The organism is Chitinophaga sp. YIM B06452 (assembly GCF_039655965.1).
Taxonomy (GTDB): Bacteria; Bacteroidota; Bacteroidia; order Chitinophagales; family Chitinophagaceae; genus Chitinophaga.
Window position 1 is genome coordinate 174,866 of sequence record NZ_JAWLKY010000005.1, and the last position, 17,804, is coordinate 192,669.

The 17,804-nt window shown below is 53.8% G+C and carries 10 protein-coding genes; 7 read left to right on the top strand and 3 right to left on the bottom strand.

What is annotated here, in order from left to right; genetic code table 11:
* Positions 1 to 4: 4 nt before the first annotated feature.
* Positions 5 to 1,909, bottom strand: a complete 1,905-nt coding sequence (locus tag R3I13_RS22325) for a DNA topoisomerase IV subunit B (RefSeq protein WP_346320197.1) — start codon at positions 1,907 to 1,909, stop codon at positions 5 to 7.
* 401 nt (positions 1,910 to 2,310) lie between these two features.
* Between R3I13_RS22325 and R3I13_RS22330 the strand changes: the two genes are divergently transcribed.
* The 5 genes from R3I13_RS22330 (at position 2,311) to R3I13_RS22350 (ending at position 9,911) form a co-directional block, all read left to right on the top strand.
* A complete protein-coding gene (locus R3I13_RS22330) occupies positions 2,311 to 2,466 on the top strand; it encodes a hypothetical protein (RefSeq protein ID WP_346320198.1) in 156 nt (51 codons plus the stop codon).
* 482 nt (positions 2,467 to 2,948) lie between these two features.
* Positions 2,949 to 5,255 (top strand): PSD1 and planctomycete cytochrome C domain-containing protein, encoded by a 2,307-nt coding sequence (locus R3I13_RS22335; protein WP_346320199.1) that lies wholly within the window; start codon positions 2,949 to 2,951, stop codon positions 5,253 to 5,255.
* Positions 5,256 to 5,298: 43 nt separating this feature from the next.
* Complete coding sequence (locus R3I13_RS22340) at positions 5,299 to 6,756, top strand: DUF1501 domain-containing protein (protein WP_346320200.1); 1,458 nt, start codon at positions 5,299 to 5,301, stop codon at positions 6,754 to 6,756.
* A 4-nt stretch (positions 6,757 to 6,760) separates the two neighbouring features.
* Positions 6,761 to 7,777, top strand: a complete 1,017-nt coding sequence (locus R3I13_RS22345; protein ID WP_346320201.1) for a 6-bladed beta-propeller — start codon at positions 6,761 to 6,763, stop codon at positions 7,775 to 7,777.
* Between the two features lies 1 nt (position 7,778).
* On the top strand, positions 7,779 to 9,911 hold the full coding sequence (locus R3I13_RS22350) for a c-type cytochrome domain-containing protein (RefSeq protein ID WP_346320202.1): 2,133 nt from the start codon (positions 7,779 to 7,781) through the stop codon (positions 9,909 to 9,911).
* Between the two features lie 81 nt (positions 9,912 to 9,992).
* Here the strand turns inward: R3I13_RS22350 and R3I13_RS22355 are convergent, their stop codons facing one another.
* Together R3I13_RS22355 and R3I13_RS22360 are read right to left on the bottom strand one after the other, a co-directional pair.
* Entirely contained in the window at positions 9,993 to 10,622 is a 630-nt protein-coding gene (locus R3I13_RS22355) for a response regulator transcription factor (RefSeq protein ID WP_346320203.1), read from the bottom strand.
* 84 nt (positions 10,623 to 10,706) lie between these two features.
* Positions 10,707 to 13,835 carry a triple tyrosine motif-containing protein gene (locus R3I13_RS22360; protein ID WP_346320204.1) on the bottom strand — a complete coding sequence of 1,043 codons (3,129 nt, stop codon included), beginning with the start codon at positions 13,833 to 13,835 and terminating at the stop codon, positions 10,707 to 10,709.
* A 117-nt stretch (positions 13,836 to 13,952) separates the two neighbouring features.
* On the opposite strand from R3I13_RS22360, the gene R3I13_RS22365 reads away from it, so the two are divergent.
* Together R3I13_RS22365 and R3I13_RS22370 are read left to right on the top strand one after the other, a co-directional pair.
* Positions 13,953 to 14,975 (top strand): oxidoreductase, encoded by a 1,023-nt coding sequence (locus R3I13_RS22365; RefSeq protein WP_346320205.1) that lies wholly within the window; start codon positions 13,953 to 13,955, stop codon positions 14,973 to 14,975.
* Positions 14,976 to 15,292: 317 nt separating this feature from the next.
* On the top strand, positions 15,293 to 17,686 hold the full coding sequence (locus R3I13_RS22370; RefSeq protein ID WP_346320206.1) for a glycoside hydrolase family 31 protein: 2,394 nt from the start codon (positions 15,293 to 15,295) through the stop codon (positions 17,684 to 17,686).
* The last annotated feature ends 118 nt before the right edge of the window (positions 17,687 to 17,804 follow it).

A 17,804-nucleotide genomic window follows, 5' to 3' on the forward strand; every position in this document is an offset into this window, starting at 1 on the left:
ATAATTATGCCTTTGCTTCTTCGGCCTCTTCCACGAGATCTTTTTCGTAGCGGAGGTTGCTGATGATAAAATCCTGCCTGTGCTGGGTGTTCTTGCCCATGTAGTATTCCAGCAGCTTGGCCACCGGCATCTCGTTCGAAGGGATGATAGGCGATTTGCGCATATCGTCGCCGATGAACTGGCCAAACTCTTCAGGAGAGATCTCACCCAAACCTTTGAATCGCGTGATCTCCGGCTTGCCGCCGAGCTTTCTCACGGCTTTCTGCTTTTCTTCCTCGCTGTAACAATAAATGGTCTGCTGCTTGTTGCGCACGCGGAACAGCGGTGTTTCCAGGATGTACACATGCCCGTTCTTCACCAGGTCAGGGAAGAACTGCAGGAAGAAAGTGAGCATCAGCAGGCGGATATGCATCCCGTCTACGTCGGCATCGGTGGCGATCACGATATTGTTGTACCGCAGCCCTTCCAGGCCTTCTTCGATGTTGAGGGCATGTTGCAGCAGGTTGAACTCTTCGTTCTCATACACGATCTTCTTGGTAAGCCCGTAACAGTTCAGCGGCTTACCGCGGAGGCTGAACACGGCCTGTGTTTCCACGTTGCGGCTTTTGGTGATGGAACCGCTCGCGGAGTCGCCCTCGGTGATGAAGATGGTGGTCTCTTTCTGTTTGCTGACCAGCTCGTCCTTTTGTTTGCCGGTGTACTCCTCGTTCATATGCACGCGGCAGTCGCGCAGCTTTTTGTTGTGGAGGTTGGCTTTTTTGGCGCGTTCGTTCGCCAGCTTCTTGATGCCCGCCAGCTCTTTCCGCTCCCGCTCGCTCTGCTCGATCCTTTTCTTGAGCGCATCCGCAACGGATGAATTGCGGTGCAGGTAATCGTCCAGCTGTTTACTGAGGAATTCCAGCACAAAGTTCTTCATGCTCTGCCCGCCTTCGGAAACCGCCAGGGAGCCCAGCTTGGTCTTGGTCTGGCTTTCAAATACCGGCTCCTGCACGCGCACGGCAATGGCGGCGCAGATGGAAGCGCGTATATCGGTCGCGTCGTAATCTTTTTTGTAGAAGTCGCGCACGGTTTTCACAAAGGCCTCGCGGAAAGCGGCCAGGTGCGTACCGCCCTGGGTGGTATGCTGGCCGTTTACGAAGGAATAATATTCTTCGCCGTACTGGTTTTCGTGGGTAATGGCCACTTCAATGTCCTCGCCCTTCAGGTGGATGACGGGGTAACGCAGGTCGTCAGGATTGGTCTTGCGTTGCAGCAGGTCCAGCAGCCCGTTCTTCGACAGGAATTTTTGCCCGTTGAAATTGATGGTGAGCCCGGCATTCAGGAAACAATAGTTCCATATCTGGTTCTCCAGGAAGTCCGGTATATAATGATAGTTCTTAAAAACCGTATCGTCCGGGCTAAAGGTCACCAGGGTGCCGTTGCTCTCGTTGGTGCTGGTTTCCTTATGCTCTTTCGTGAGCACGCCTCTTTCGAACTCCGCGGTCTTGGCTTTGCCTTCGCGGATGGAGGTCACTTTGAAATAACTGCTCAGCGCGTTGACGGCCTTGGTACCCACGCCGTTCAGGCCAACGGATTTCTGGAAGGCCTTGCTGTCGTACTTCGCGCCGGTGTTGATCTTACTCACCACGTCCACCACCTTGCCCAGGGGAATGCCCCGGCCAAAGTCCCGCACGGTTACGCTATGCTCGGAAACCTTGATGTCTATCTGCTTGCCGAAACCCATCATATGCTCGTCTATACAGTTATCCACCACCTCTTTGATGAGGATGTAGATACCATCGTCCATACTGCTGCCGTCTCCCAGCTTGCCGATATACATACCGGGGCGGAGGCGGATGTGCTCCCGCCAGTCCAGCGAGCGGATGGAATCTTCCGTATAGGCATTGAACATGTCTTTATTTTCTGCCATAGTCTGTCTGTTAATCTCTTGATGTTGAAACCGTTGGGGTGAGGCTGGCCCCGGCCCCTTACTAAATCTTTTAGCAAAACCCGGTCGTTGGCAAAAATAAAGGATTGTCCCAATATCCCAAGTAGATTTTATGCACCATACTTATTTTGCTGGAATTGAAAGATTTGGGGCGATATTCACATTTTTCTTTCCGCCCACCTTCCCATTTATCTCCTGTAAATCACACGAACGTAGAATAATGCGTTATCAAAAAAATGCATATTTTCTTAAATAAGCGCTCAATAACGGGCTATCAAATAAATTTCTATTCAAATATTATTTTATATGATTAAATTATCTATATTTACATCCAGCTTCCTAAAGAAAACAGAAAACCTAGTAACGAAATTAAATGCATCCTGATGAAAACTGTCTTTTTTACGTTAGTTATTGCTGTATTGATCGTCGCGCTCGTGGTGACCTACCTTGTGAGCCAGGAACAGCGGGATATGCGCCGTTTTAAGGACATATTTATCCGCCTGATGCAGAAATTCGATTCCTGGCAGGTAATGCGTTGAGGTACTTCTTCCAGTTCTCCATTTCCAGACAAACTTTTTAACTTTTTAATTCCTATACCTATGAAAACCGGCTTATTATTCAGACTGGCATGCCTGTGCATTGCCTCCGTGGTCCTGATCGCTCATTTTGCGCGCACGTACATGAGAAAAACGCGCCTGGCAAAGCTGCGCTCCGCCCACTAAGCCAAAACACAAGCCATACCTGGTATATAAAGGCGTACCAGGCACAGTTGAGAACAAAATTGATCCGTTCCTTCCGGGGCGGGTCTTTTTTTATCTCTTTCTGATACGATCCTCGCAAAAGTGCTCCAAAAATTTGCAAACCCCGCGGGGATTGAGTATATTGTCTCTCACACACAGGATTATACACTACAGTTACAGCTTGCACTAAAGGATGCGGATAAGCACCGCCTCCATCCATTAATTGATATTGCCGTTGATGATGCGCTACCATCGCCTCCGGCGCCCATATTCCACAACCAATGAAAAGAAACCACATAGTGGCCATTGCTGCTGTAGGCTTGTTGTTCTTCCGCGCCTGTACGTCCTCCCCCGGTCCGCAAAACGCTGCCGCCGGGAAGTTGCCGGATGAAGTGGATTATAATTTCCACATACGGCCCATCCTTTCCGACAAATGTTTTACCTGTCACGGTCCCGACGCCAACAAACGCGAAGCCGGGCTCCGGCTGGATATTGGGGACAGCGCTTTTAAAGCCCTCAGGGAAACGCCCGGCGCATTTGCCTTTATCCCCGGCAAACCGCATGAATCCGAAGTATACAGGCGGCTGGTCACGGAAGACACTTCCCTGCGCATGCCTCCTCCCAATTCCAATCTACAGCTGACGCAATATGAGATAAAACTCATCGAAAAGTGGATCAAACAAGGCGCGAAATACAAACCGCACTGGGCTTTCGTGCCGCCTAAAGCCGTGAAACCTCCAGCCGTTGAAGAAGACGAATGGCCGCGTAACGACATCGACCGCTTCGTACTGGAAGGCATGGAACGGAACGGCCTGAAACCCAACCCGGAAGCGGACCGCGAACGGCTGCTCAAACGCGCCTGCCTGGACATCACCGGCCTGCCGCCGTCTATCGAAATGATGGACCGTTTCCTCGCGGATACCCGCCCCGATGCATTCGAACACTGGGTAGACACACTGCTGGCCATGCCGCAGTACGGCGAAAAAATGGCAGTGCACTGGATGGACGTAGCCAGGTATGCAGACAGCCATGGTTACCAGGACGACAACTACCGCTCCCAATGGCCCTGGCGCGACTGGGTGATACATGCCTTCAACACTAATCTTCCTTACAATACTTTCGTCACCTGGCAACTGGCCGGCGATCTCCTGCCCAATTCCACCCGCGAACAGCTGCTCGCTTCCGGCTTCAACCGCAACCATAAGATCACCGAAGAAGGCGGCGTGATCGATGAGGAATACCGCGTGGAATATGTGCGGGACAGGACGAACACCCTTGGCAAAGCGTTCCTCGGCGTAACCATCGAATGCGCGCAATGCCACGACCACAAATACGATCCCTTTTCACAAAAAGAATATTACCAGCTTTCCGCCTTCTTCAACAACGTGCGTGAAGTAGGCCTGGAATCATCCGTGGGCGGGCCGGAAACATACGCCAAAACACCTTACATGGAAATATCCAACGCGGAGGTGAAAGATGTGCTTTCTTTCATCAACCGCACGGATACCAACCGCCTGATCGTATCCGTGATGGGCGACCTGGATACCGTGAGAACTACGTATATCCTTAACCGTGGGGTGTACGATGCGCACGGTCCTGAAGTAACCGCCGGCACGCCGCGTTCCATTATGAACTTCAGCGGCCAGCCTAACAGGCTGGGCCTGGCGCAATGGCTCTTCACCCGACAGAACCCGCTCACCGCAAGGGTTTTCGTGAACCGCATGTGGCAGGAAGTATTCGGCAAAGGCATCGTAAAAACTTCCGGCGACTTCGGCATGCAGGGCGAATTGCCCTCCCACCCCGCGCTGCTGGACTGGCTTGCAGTGGATTTTATGGATCATGGATGGGACATTAAAAGACTGATGAAGCAGATGATCACTTCCGCCACTTACCGTCAATCCGCCGTGGTGCCCAAAGAAAAATTACAAGTGGACCCCGATAATATCTGGCTTTCCCGCGCGCCGCGCTTCCGCCTGCCCGCAGAGGGCGTGCGCGACCTGGTACTGGGCAGCAGCGGCCTGCTCGTGAAAAAGATCGGCGGGCCCAGCGTGAAGCCGTACCAGCCGAAAGGCTTATGGGAACTGGCCACTTCAGGCAGGGGCATACTGGCGACCTATAAACAGGATCATGGCGAAAGTCTTTACCGGCGAGGGTTATACACCTTCATCAAAAGAACCGTTCCGCCGCCTTCGCTCATGATATTCGACGGCAGCAACCGCGACCAGTGCGAAGTGAAACGGCTCACCACCAACACGCCGCTGCAGGCGCTCGTGATGCTCAATGATCCGCAGGTGCTCGAAGCGTCGCGCGTGCTGGCCGCAAAGCTGCTGCACGAAAAGAAAGAACCGGTGGAAACCGCTTTCAGGATGATCGTATGCCGCAAGCCGCAGGAAAAGGAACTGGCGATATTGCAGGAATATTACAAAGACCAGCAGGCGCACTTCCGCAGCCAGCCCGGTATGGCAGACAAAGTGATCCGCGCGGGAGAATATCCCCTGCCGGATAAAAAGGAAATACCGGAAGTAGCCGCGCTCATGCAGGTGATCACCGCTATCTACAACCTCGAAGAATCGACCAGCAAAAGCTGATGGCGCAATTGAACAGCATTTTCAACCACTAAACTCCTCACTGATGGATAAAGAATTCCTGGAACACGGACTGAACATGAACCGCCGCCGCTTCCTGAGCCGCCTGAGCCTCGGGCTGGGCAGCGTTGCGCTCGGTTCGCTCCTCATCCCCGACCTTTTCAGCGGCGCCGCCGGCTCTGAAGAAATGGGCTTCCCGCCCGGCATCCCGCATTTTGCGCCGAAAGCCAAACGTGTGATATACCTTTTCCAGAACGGCGCTCCCTCGCAGCTGGAAACATTCGATTACAAACCGAAGCTCCGCGAAATGATGGGCCAGGAACTGCCTGCCTCCGTCCGCATGGGGCAAAGGCTCACGGGCATGACCTCCGGGCAGTCATCATTCCCGCTGGTGGGCTCCTTCTACGACTTCAAACAATACGGCCAGGCCCGCGCATGGGTCAGCGACCTGTTCCCGCATACGGCCAAGGTGGTAGATGATATCTGCATCATCCGCTCCATGTTCACCGAAGCCATCAACCACGACCCGGCGCTCACCTTCTTCCAGACCGGCGCGCAGCAGGGCAACCGGCCCAGCATGGGCGCATGGCTCAGCTATGGCTTAGGCAGCGAGAACAAAAATCTTCCCGCTTTCTGTGTGCTGCTCTCCCGTGGGAAAGGCAACGGGCAGGGCGTGTATTCAAAGCTATGGACCAACGGCTTCCTGGACAGCATTCACCAGGGCGTGCAATTCAGCAGCGGTGAAAGCCCCGTACTGTACCTGAACAATCCCGCCGGTATGGATTCTACCGGCCGCCGCAAAATGCTGGACAAGCTCTCCGAGCTGAACCACCTTTCCTACAGTGAGTTTGGCGACCCGGAGATCAGCACCAAGATCCAGCAGTACGAAATGGCGTACCGCATGCAAACCGCCGTGCCCGATATTACCGACCTGAGCAAAGAACCCGATGATATCATCAAGCTGTATGGCCCGAACTGCCTGGTACCCGGCACTTTCGCATCCAACTGCCTGCTGGCGCGCAAGCTCAGCGAAAACGGCGTGCGCTTCGTGCAGCTCTACCACCAGGGATGGGACGCGCACAGCAACCTGCCCAAAGACATGGCCGGCCAGGCAATGGACGTAGACCAGGCTTCCGCGGCGCTCGTTACCGACCTCAAACAACGCGGCCTGCTCGATGAAACACTCGTGATATGGGGCGGCGAATTTGGCCGCACCAATTACAGCCAGGGAAAAATGACCAAAGACAATTACGGCCGCGACCACCACCCCCGCTGCTTCTCCATCTGGATGGCAGGCGGCGGCGTAAAGCCCGGTATCGTATACGGCGAAACGGACGATTTCGGTTACAACATCACCAAAGATCCCGTGCATGTGCACGACTTCCAGGCCACCGTCATGAACCTGCTCGGCCTCGACCATGAAAAACTCATCTTCAAACATCTCGGCCGCCGTTACCGCCTTACAGACGTGGCAGGCACCGTAATAAAAGACCTGATAGCATAACCATATGAACAGAAGACAATTCCTGCAGTCCGCAGCCATCGCAGGCGGATCATTTTATATCAGCAACGGGTTATTTGCACGCGACAACGGCGCAGTGTACGGGCACAACAACATGAAGTACCGGCTGGACAACAAATGGGGAAACCTTGACCCCGCGCGCTTTCCCGTGAAGGATTGCCACGAGATGATACAGGACAAAAAAGGCCGCGTGTTCCTGCTCACCAATGAAACAAAGAATAACATCCTCATCTATAACAAAAGCGGCAAGCTGCTCAGCAGCTGGGGGCATGAGTTTCCCGGCGCGCATGGCCTGACGCTCTCACCCGAAGGCACGCTGTTTATTACGGACACTGACCGTCACCAGGTGTTCAAAACCACGCTGGACGGGAAAATACTGCTCACCATCGACTACCCGGCAGACAGCGGCGTGTATGCAAAGAAAGAAGCCTTTGTGCCCACAGAGACCACCGTGGCGGACAACGGGGATTTTTTTATCGCGGACGGTTACGGTTCCCAATACATCCTTCACTACAACGCTGCCGGCAAACTGCTCGGTTTCTTCGGCGGCAAAGGCCCGGAAGACAAGCATCTTGACAATGCGCATGGCATTACGGTAGACAAGCGCGGCGGCACGCCCACCCTGCTGGTAACCGACCGCACGCGCAACTGTTTCAAACGTTTCAGCATGGCCGGCGAATTGCAGGAAAAGATCATGCTGCCCGGCGCCTGCGTCTGCCGCCCCGTGATCAAAGGCGATCACCTTTATGCAGCCGTGCTGCGCTCGCCCGACCTGAACAGCGAAGGCAGCGGTTTCGTTACCATCCTCGACAAGGAAAACAAAGTAGTATCCAACCTCGGCGGCACCGCGCCCGAATATGAGAACGGCGTGCTCAAACCTATGCGGCAGGCGGAAAAAATACTGCATCACCCGCACGATGTGATGGTGGACGATGATGAAAATATCTATGTAGCGCAATGGGCTTCCGGCAAAGTATATCCCTACAAATTCAAACGCGTGTAGCATGCTGAAAAAGATTGCAGACAATGCGCTCATCGCGTGTAATATATTTATCCTTTTCCTGCTCGTTTTTTATCAGCAACTGCACATCCCCGCCTGGCTCCAGGTAGCGGGAAGGATGCACCCGCTGCTCCTGCATTTTCCCATTGTGCTGATCATACTCGCCGTGGCGCTGGACTTCATGAAGTTCAAAGACAGGTATCTACTGAACGGCCTTTGGCTGGCAGGCTGCTTAAGCGCCGCCATTTCCGTGATCATGGGCATTATCCTTTCACGCGAGGAAGGTTACGGCGGCGATATGCTGGCCTGGCACAAGTGGGCGGGCATTGCCGTGCTGTGGCTTGCCACGGCGTTCTATTGGTACCGCAGCACCAAAATAACAGCGGAAACGCCGCCTTCGCGGAATAAATTCCTGAAACCCGGCGGGGCCCTGCTGCTGGTATCTATCGCCATCACGGGCCACTTCGGCGCCAACCTCACGCATGGCGACGATTTCCTGCTGGCGCCGGTAACGCCCAAACCCAAAGCAGTGCCGATAGACCAGGCTCTCGTATTCGACCACCTCGTGAAGCCGATACTGGAACAGAAATGTTTCAGCTGCCATAATTCCGCCAAAGCCAAAGGCGAACTGCTCATGCAAACGAAGGAACAATTGCTGAAAGGCGGCAAGAACGGCCCGCTGTTCATCGCCGGCAATCCCGCAGCCAGCCTGATGATGGAGCGCCTGCACCTGCCGCTGGAAGCAAAGGAGCACATGCCGCCCAAAGGCAAAACACAGCTTACGCCCGAAGAGATCGATATCCTCCATCAATGGATCAGTCATGGCGCGGACTTCAAAACAAAAGTGGCTGAGCTTGCAAAAGAAGATACGCTGTACCAGCTGGCCGCGCAATTCCTTGCACCTCCGGCGGCAGATGAATATACCTTCGCCGCAGCCAGCGCAGCCACCATTCAGAAGCTCAACAACAACTACCGGGTGATCTATCCCATTGCGCGGAACAGTCCCGCGCTGGTCGCTAATTTCTATAACAAAACGCAGTACAGCAAAAAGGCGCTGGAAGAATTGCTGCCGCTGAAAGCCCAGCTGGTGGAGCTTCACCTGCAAAAGATGCCCGTGCAGGACGAAGATCTTGCCATCATCAAACAGTTCACACAACTGCGCAAGGTCAATCTCGATTTCACCGCCATCAAAGGCACAGGACTGAAAGAACTGGCCACCTTGCCGCACCTTCGCAGCCTTGCCCTTTCCGGCACCGCCATTACGCTCGCGCATCTGCAGCCGCTACTGCAAAACAAATCGCTGCGCGAAGTATATTGCTGGAGCACATCGCTCACCGCCGCAGACTGGCAGCAACTGGCCAAACAAAAACAGGTGCGCTTCGAAAAAGGATACGCGGACGATGGCAGCAATCCATTAAAACTAAACCCGCCCGTCATCGAAAACGAACAAACTATTTTCCTGGGCAAACATACGCTCGCACTGCGCCATCCCATCAAAGGCGCGGAGATCAGGTACACACTGAATGGCACCGAGCCGGATAGCCTGAGTTCGCCTGTGTATACAGACAGCCTGCGGCTGGACAGCTCTTTCACCGTAAAAGCCCGTGCCTTCAAGCCCGGCTGGTACGGCAGCGAAACCGTGCAGGCGCGCTTCCTGAAAACCACTTTCCAGCCAGACAGTGCGGTGCTGCTGAAACCCGCCAATGAAAAATATGTTGGCGAGGGCGCCCGCACTTTCCTGGACCACCAGACCGGCAATTTCGATTTTGGCAGCGGGAAATGGCTGGGCTTCCGCTTCAACGAAATGGAGCTGCTGCTGCTTTTCCGCAAGCCGGTGAATGTGAGCGCGGTGACCGTCAGCACCATGCAGCGGAAAGACAGTTACATCTTCCCGCCGCAGCGCCTGGAAGTATGGGGCGGCGCGGACCCGGGGAAATTAACGCTGCTGAAGACCATCAGTCCCGCCATGCCCGACAAAGACACGCCACCCGCCTACAACAGCCTGGAATGCAAATTCCCCGGCAAAGAAGTGACCTGCCTCAAAGTAGTAGCCGTGCCCTTGGCAAAGCTCCCCGCCTGGCATGAGGGTAAAGGACAGAAAGCATGGGTGTTCGTGGATGAGATACTGATCAATTAAAGTTTATTTTTCATACAAAAAGAGGCCGTCTCAAAAATAAATGAGACGGCCTCCTTTTTGTCGAATATGTTCGTCCGCTTCCTAGCGGTTGAAATATTTATTAACGGCATCCGTGCGGCTGCGTACGTGCAGCTTTTCGTAAATGTTGTGCACATGCCGGCGAACGGTTTCGATGCTGATGAACAGGTTGCCGGCGATCTCCTTGTAAAGGAAACCTTTGCTCAGCTGGTCAAGGATTTCTTTTTCGCGGGAAGTAAGCGCCTCCAGGGCGGGGTTGGGTTTGGCCTGCTTCTGGAAATAAGCCACCACCCTCCTCGCGATCTGGCTGCTCATCGGGGAGCCGCCGTCGTGGAGGTCGCGGATAGCGTCCAGCAGTTCACCGGGTGAGGTCTTTTTCAGGATGTACCCGCTGGCGCCTGCTTCCAGGGCCATGAAGATCTTATCGTCGTCCTCGTAAACGGTCAGCATCATGAATTGCATATCGGGGAACTCCGCTTTGAGACGGGCGATGCATTCGATGCCGTTCATACCAGGCAGGTTAAAATCCATCAGCACCACATTGGGTAACAACTGGGGTATCTTTTCCAACGCATTTTCTGCATTGTTGAAAGCGCCAATGCAAGCATATCCTTCAGAACCATTGATCAACAACTCCATAGCCGACCGGATATCATGATTGTCCTCAACAATAGCCACAGAGATGATATCCATGCTATTTTGTAGCTTTTTTTTCGAATATACCATCATTTCAGTTTAAAGTCATAACACCAAGATGTTATAAAAAGTAAATTTAGATTAATTTAATGGTATATCTAAGAAAACTGTCGTACCGTTTTGAGATATGATGTCTGCCTGCCCTCCCACCTGCTGCATCCGCTTCTCGATATTCTTGAGGCCGTTGCCGAACAGGCGCACCTTTTCAGGGTCGAAGCCCTTCCCGTTGTCTTTGATCATGATCGTCATATTCTTGAAAACCTTCACCTCGATGATCACTTCGGATGCCTGCGAATGTTTTACGACGTTGTGCAGCGACTCCTTCACGGCCAGGTAGATATGCCTGCGCGTGCCGCCGCTCAGTTTCACGTTGGGTATGTTCTCGGGTATCAGGAAGTGATGCTGGATGTGGGCATGCTCCAGGAAATCGGCCGCAAAGCTGCGCATGTAGGCTATCAGGTTGGCCAGGGAATCGTTGGAGGAGTTCATCGCCCAGATGATCTCGCTCATTTTGTCCACCAGCTCGCCCGCGGCTTCGGAAATGCGCTCTATCTCCTTGGTTTGCCCCGTATCCTTGATCTTCCGCTTGGCGATCTCGCTCAGCAGCCGGATGGTGGAAAGGCCGGACCCCAGGTCGTCGTGCATGTCGCTGGATATGCGCGCCCGCTCCTGGTCTACCGCCTGCTCTTTTTCCAGCTTCAGCTTCTCGTTCCTGATCTTGTAATCGAGGTATAGAGCGGAGAAATAATAAGCGATACCCAGCACCAGCAGCAGCAGCAGGAACCTGAACCAGAGGCTTTGCCAGAACGGTATCCTGATCACGATCTGCAGGGTGGTGGGCTCTGTGTTCCACACCTCGTCGTTGTTGCACGCCTTTACTTTGAAGATATAGCTGCCGGGTGGCAGGTTGGTATAACGGGCCATGCTTTGGTTGCCCGCCATCAGCCAGTCTTCATCTACGCCCTCCAGCATGTACTGCACCTTGTTTTTCAAGGGGTTGGTAAATTCGAGCGGCACATATTCGATGGCGATGGTATTCTGGTTGTAAGGCAGCTCCACTTTATGCAGCAGCGATATGGCAGTGTCTGACTTAAAAGGCTTGTCCAGCACCTCCAGGCGTTTGATGATCACCTTGGGCGTCCAGGGGTTGTTCTTGAAGTTCCGGGGGTAAAAGCCGGTCACGCCGCGGATGCCGCCGAAGAACAGCTCGCCGTCCATGCTTTTGAAATAGGCGCCGGTATTGAATTCGTTGCTTTGCAGGCCGTCCTCGAAATTGTAGGTCACCAGGTTATCCCCGTTCTGCCTGATTTGCGTAATACCTTTGTTATGGCTGATCCAGATACCGTCTTTATCGTCCAGCAGCACGGCGTACACGTAGTCGCTCACCATACCCGTATAGTCGTAGCTGTTATAGTGCTTCAGCCGCCGGTAATCTTCATCCAGCACCAGCAGCCCTTTGTTGGTGGCCACCAGCAGGTGTTTATGGGCATTTTTGTTGATGGATTTGATCTCTATGTCTTTCAGCCCCAGGTCGATCTGTATCCATTTGCTCTCGTCGGTCTTGCGGCAATAGAGGCTGGCCTTTGTGCCCACGTACTGGTTGCCCCAGAAGTCTTCGAAGAAGCAGGTAAGCTGCTCGTCCGAAAAACGGTGCACGATGGCCGCGGTGAGCCCGTTATCTGAACTGTTGAATTTCAACAGGTATTCGCCGTAGTTGAAATAGGTTTCCCCGTTCGCCCGCTTGCTCACGAAAGGATAGATATCATCCTGCTCGGGAAGGCCCAGCGCTTTCACTTTCGGGGTAAGGTCGCGGAAAGTTTCGGACTTGATGTCGAATAAACCGATGTCGCCCTTCACGAAGTGGAACCACAGCGTTTCATAATCCTCGCGGCAGATGGCGTGCAGGTTGTTGGCCGGGAAGGTGCCCGGCTTTTCTTCGTTGGAAATTCGTTTGAGGTATTTGCCGCCTTTTTCGTAAATGTCCAGCCCGTCCTGCAGCAGCCCTACGTACAACCGGCCGTCGTCGTGCTTGTACACGGCTTTCACGATGTTGTGGGAAATGCGCGGGGAGCGGTAGAGGGAGAACACTTTTTTATTGGGGGCGTATATCTTCAATCCGTCCCCGTCTGTGCCCACCCACATATTGTCGCCGGCGTCGCGGTAGAGGGAAATGATCTTGTTGAAGGAATTGGTTTCGAAGCCGTTGAAGCTGGTGATGTGGTTCACGATCTCGTGGTTGGCGAAATTGAACACCAGCACACCGTTGTTCCCGCCGATCCAGGCATTGCCGCGGTCGTCCAGCTCGATGGCGGAAGGGAGGAAAGGCTCTTTCAGCTCGTTCACTTCCGTATAGGGAAGGTCTGTATACTTGTTCCGCCGCGTGTCGAAAATGGTGATATGCCCGTTGCTGGCCAACAGCAGGGAATCGGGGTTCAGCACTTTGATGACGGGTTTCTCTGCCAGGGTAGGCAGGCAATACGTGGTGAGCCGCGTGGTATGGATGTCCATTTTCACCAGCTCCTCTTTTTGGAATATCATCCAGATCGCATCGTCCTGCTTGGCCAGCGCCTGCGGGATGACCCTGCGTTTCATGAACGAAGGCGGGTACAGGATGATCTTTTTCAGTTCGTAAGTGATATTGTCCAGCAGGTAAAGCCCTTTGGAAGGCCGCCACACCCAGAGGGTCTGGGTAGCCTGGTCTTCGCCGAGTATTTTGAATTTGGCCAGGACGTCGCGCTCCGTCTCGTTTACATACGCTGAATCCACGAACACGTCGCGGAAAGTGTTCTTATAGCGGTCGTACAGGCTGATGCCGAGGTTATGGGCAATGAGGAGCTGGTTGCGTTTGTCGCGGTAAAAGGAATGATGCCGGGTGCCGCTGAGGCCGAAGCTTTTCACCACTGCCCTGCCCTGCTGTGAAGCCGAACTGTACACGACGCGTTCCGCAGGCCGCAGGGGGCTTTTCTGAAATGCGGGATTGTAGCGGTATTCGTTGAACACATACCCGTCGAAGCGGTTCACGCCATCGAAAGTGGATATCCAGAGGAACCCTTCTTCATCCTGGATAAGGCTGTAGATACTGCTTTGGGTCAGGCCCCTGTCTACCCCGTAAGAATCGAAGTTATAGCTCCGTTCCTGCGCGGAAGCGGTTGGAAGGAAGGCCGGGAACCAAAATAGGGCAAAGATGCTTATCTGTATAAATGGACGCATCAGGGTGATTAAAAGGGTATTAGCATGTTTGCGGTGAATGCAAATATATAATTCTACCTTACACTTTGTAACAAATTTGCATTTTTCTTATTTATTATTGCTCCAAATTGATGTTTTATGAAACCCAGGTGGATCGTTGTCCTTCTTTTTATTACGGTATTTGCAGAAGCCCGTGCACAGCGGGCCTCCTACCGCGTTGAGGCGCTGGTAAGCGCGCCCATCAGCAGTATCCGCGGGCTCAGCGTGGTATCAGACGAAGTGGTATGGGTATCCGGCACGCAGGGGAAAGCTGGTCGGAGCACAGACGGCGGCAGGACCTGGGAATGGTTCAGCATCCCGGGCTGCGACAGCTGCGACTTCCGGGATATTGAGGCCTTTTCCGCCAACCGGGCCCTGATCATGGGCATCGCGGAGCCGGCGCGCATCTTTTTGACCGAAAACGGGGGCAAACATTGGAAACAGGTATATTTCAACGATACGAAAGGCATCTTCCTGGATGCGATGGACTTCTGGAACGATAAAGACGGCGTGATCGCGGGCGACCCGATGAATGGCCGTTTCAAAGGCCTGCAAACTCACGATGGCGGGCAAACCTGGCAGGACCTTACCCTGCCTGAAGCTGCTGAAGGCGAGGCCTGTTTTGCCGCCAGCGGCACTACCCTGCGCGCACTGCCCGGGAAACAGGCATTTGCCATCGCTTCCGGCGGCAGTAAAAGCCGGTTTTTCCGGTACAGCGGCGGCAAGTGGGCCGTTATCAACTGGCCGGCCACACAGGGCGCGGCTTCAAAAGGCATTTTCTCTTTTGCATTCCACGGCGCGAAAAACGGCGTGGCCGTAGGCGGCGATTATATGAACCCGAAAGACGAAAACAGCAATTGCCTGGTGACTTCGGATGGCGGTAACACCTGGGCCCTGCCCCGGAAAGCGCCCCGCGGCTACCGCTCCGCAGTGGAATACCTGGACGGCAGGCAGCTGATCACCACCGGCCCCGGCGGCACTGATATGTCCACAGACGGCGGGCAGACCTGGGAAGCGCTGACAGACGAAGGTTTTCACGCAGTGAGAAAAGCCAAAAAAGGATCAAGGGTGTATCTTGCCGGTGGAAAAGGGAGGATCGCTGTGCTGCGGAGGAATGACTGAGCGGATGAGTTGTAAATCAGGCGTAAAACGAAGAATGGACCGTGTTAATAAAGAGGCGCCCTGGAAAGGAGCGCCTGAGTTTAATACGCTTATTGTATCACAACCGGAACAATAGGTTAAAGCAAAAAGTACATATACCTACAAGTTACTTTATCTCACTGCAATATTTTGGGAGAAGTTCGTCAAGACAGGGATTTTTTTTGTGAAAGGCTGAATTACCCCGTTTAATGCATGAAAAGAATAATTTTTGATTAATTTAGATTGGCTCCAGCCTCAGGCCAGGGCCTATTATTCAGAAAAAGAAACAGATTGGCGCGATGCAAGTGGCAACAACATCGGGTAAATACTCAGTAAAACATTACCCGGACACAATTCAAACGTGGAAAAAGGAAGGAAACTACTTTTATTTCTATACCTCCACCACCATCCTCGAACTGCGGGTCATTTCGGACAAGATCGTCCGTTTCCGCTATGCGGCGGACGGGCAGTTCCAGCGGGATTTTTCTTATGCAGTGAGTGAAAAACTGGAAGAATCTCCCGAATACTTCGAGATCCGCGAATGGGCGGATTCCTTTGAGATCATCACCACCGCTATCCGCGTGTTCGTTGCGCGGGAAAACCTGCGGATCACCATCACGGATATAGAGGGAAGGATCATCAACCAGGACGAAACCGGCTTCCACTGGCAGTATTACCTCCAGAAAGGCGGCAAGATCGTATACTGCACCAAGCTCATCCAGGAAGGGGAATCTTTTTACGGGCTGGGCGACAAGCCTACCGAGCTGAACCTGCGCGGCAAACGCGTGGAGAATTTCGGCACGGATGCTTACGGTTACAGTAAAGACACCGATCCGCTGTACCGCAACATCCCTTTCTATTATGGCCTTCACAACGGCATCGGCTACGGCATTTTCTTCGACAATACTTTCCGCACCCTCTTCGATTTCGGCAAAGAAAGAGAAGACGTGAGCAGCTTCTGGGCGCGCGGCGGGGAAATGAACTATTATTTCATCTACGGGCCCGAGCTGCTGAAAGTAGCTGAATCGTACGCCCGCATCACGGGAACGGCAGAACTGCCGCCGCTTTGGGCGCTGGGTTATCACCAGTGCCGCTGGAGCTATTTCCCGGATACCAAAGTGAAAGAGATCGCTAAAACCTTCCGGGACAAAGGCATTCCCTGCGATGCGCTGTACCTGGACATCGACTATATGGAAGGTTTCCGCTGCTTCACCTGGAGCAAAGAATACTTCCCCGATCCCAAAGGGTTGCTGGGCGGCCTCGCGGCGGATGGTTTCAAAACCGTCGTGATCATCGACCCTGGTATTAAAGTGGACCCTGACTACCCTGTTTACCAGGAACTTATACAGAAAGGCTACGCCTGCAAGCGGGCGGACGGCGCGCTGATGGAAGGCGATGTATGGCCCGGCAAATGCGTGTTCCCCGACTTCACCGATCCCAAAGTGCGGGAATGGTGGAGCGGCCTCTTCCAGGACCTGACAGCCAAGGGCGTTCGCGGCGTATGGAACGATATGAACGAGCCCGCCGTGTTCGAACTGGGCACATTCCCTGAAGACGTGCGCCACGACTACGACGGCGAGAACGTAAGCCACCGCAAGGCCCACAACGTGTACGGCCACCTCATGAGCAAAGCCACTGCCGCCGGCCTCAAAAAACACCTGATGCCTCACCGCCCCTTCGTGATCACGCGTTCCGCCTACTCGGGCACACAGCGCTGGAGCTCCGTCTGGACGGGCGACAATATTGCTTCCTGGGAACATCTCTGGCTGGCCTCCGTGCAATGCCAGCGTCTTTCCGTATCCGGCCTTTCCTTTGCCGGCAGCGACATTGGCGGCTTCATCGGCGAGCCCGACGGTGAACTGTACACCCGCTGGATACAGCTGGGAGCTTTCCACCCGCTAATGCGCACGCACTCCGCCAGCAACGAAACCGGCTTCGACCAGGATCCCTGGAGCTTCGGGCCTGAATATGAAGCGATCGTAAAATCGTTTATCCAGCTCCGTTACAGGCTGCTGCCCTACATCTACACCACTTTCTGGCAATACGCCGCCTACGGCACGCCCATGCTGAGGCCCCTGGCCTTCGTGGCGCAAAACGATCCCAATACGCACGACCTCAACCATGAGTGGCTGCTGGGAGACAGCCTGCTGATCAGCCACGTGAGCGAAACCGGCATGAAAACCAAATCCGTGTACCTGCCAGAAGGCACCTGGTATTATTATTTTAACGACCAGCGCTTCACCGGCGGCCAGGCCGTTACCATTCCCACGCCGCTGGCAGAAATGCCGCTGTTCGTGAAAGGCGGCGCCGTAGTGCCGCAATATCCCGATATGGAATATGTGGGCCAGAAAAAGATCATGGAAATGATCCTCCAGGTATACCACGGCGAAGGCACCACGCACAGCATCCTCTACGAAGATGCAGGCGATCATTACGCTTATAAGACCGGGCAATACAACCTCGTCCGTTTCAAACAAACCTCCGACGCACAGCAATTCCGCCTGAAGAAAAAGTTCGTGGGCCGCTACGAAGCGGATTACACCCACCACCGCGTACGTGTGCACGGCCTGCCCTTCACACCGAAGGAATATGTGCTGGACGGCGCCGTTCAGCCCCTCCTGCCTGAACATCTTGTGCAGGGCGTGGTAGAACTGAACCTGGAAAGGAAATTCGAGGAACTGGTGATCAGGTAACCGATACAGGAAAACTTTTGTGTTATACAGGAAACGGGATCATGAAGATCCCGTTTTTTTATGCGCGGTAAAAAATGTTTGTATGTTTAATACCAATCTTCTATATTTGTCTACAAGA

Excerpts from the sequence above, each read along its gene's own strand:
- R3I13_RS22325 (WP_346320197.1), bottom strand. The coding sequence starts at position 1,909 with ATGGCAGAAAATAAAGACATGTTCAATGCCTATACGGAAGATTCCATC.
- R3I13_RS22330 (WP_346320198.1), top strand. The coding sequence starts at position 2,311 with ATGAAAACTGTCTTTTTTACGTTAGTTATTGCTGTATTGATCGTCGCG.
- R3I13_RS22335 (WP_346320199.1), top strand. The coding sequence starts at position 2,949 with ATGAAAAGAAACCACATAGTGGCCATTGCTGCTGTAGGCTTGTTGTTC.
- R3I13_RS22340 (WP_346320200.1), top strand. The coding sequence starts at position 5,299 with ATGGATAAAGAATTCCTGGAACACGGACTGAACATGAACCGCCGCCGC.
- R3I13_RS22345 (WP_346320201.1), top strand. The coding sequence starts at position 6,761 with ATGAACAGAAGACAATTCCTGCAGTCCGCAGCCATCGCAGGCGGATCA.
- R3I13_RS22350 (WP_346320202.1), top strand. The coding sequence starts at position 7,779 with ATGCTGAAAAAGATTGCAGACAATGCGCTCATCGCGTGTAATATATTT.
- R3I13_RS22355 (WP_346320203.1), bottom strand. The coding sequence starts at position 10,622 with ATGGATATCATCTCTGTGGCTATTGTTGAGGACAATCATGATATCCGG.
- R3I13_RS22360 (WP_346320204.1), bottom strand. The coding sequence starts at position 13,835 with ATGCGTCCATTTATACAGATAAGCATCTTTGCCCTATTTTGGTTCCCG.
- R3I13_RS22365 (WP_346320205.1), top strand. The coding sequence starts at position 13,953 with ATGAAACCCAGGTGGATCGTTGTCCTTCTTTTTATTACGGTATTTGCA.
- R3I13_RS22370 (WP_346320206.1), top strand. The coding sequence starts at position 15,293 with ATGCAAGTGGCAACAACATCGGGTAAATACTCAGTAAAACATTACCCG.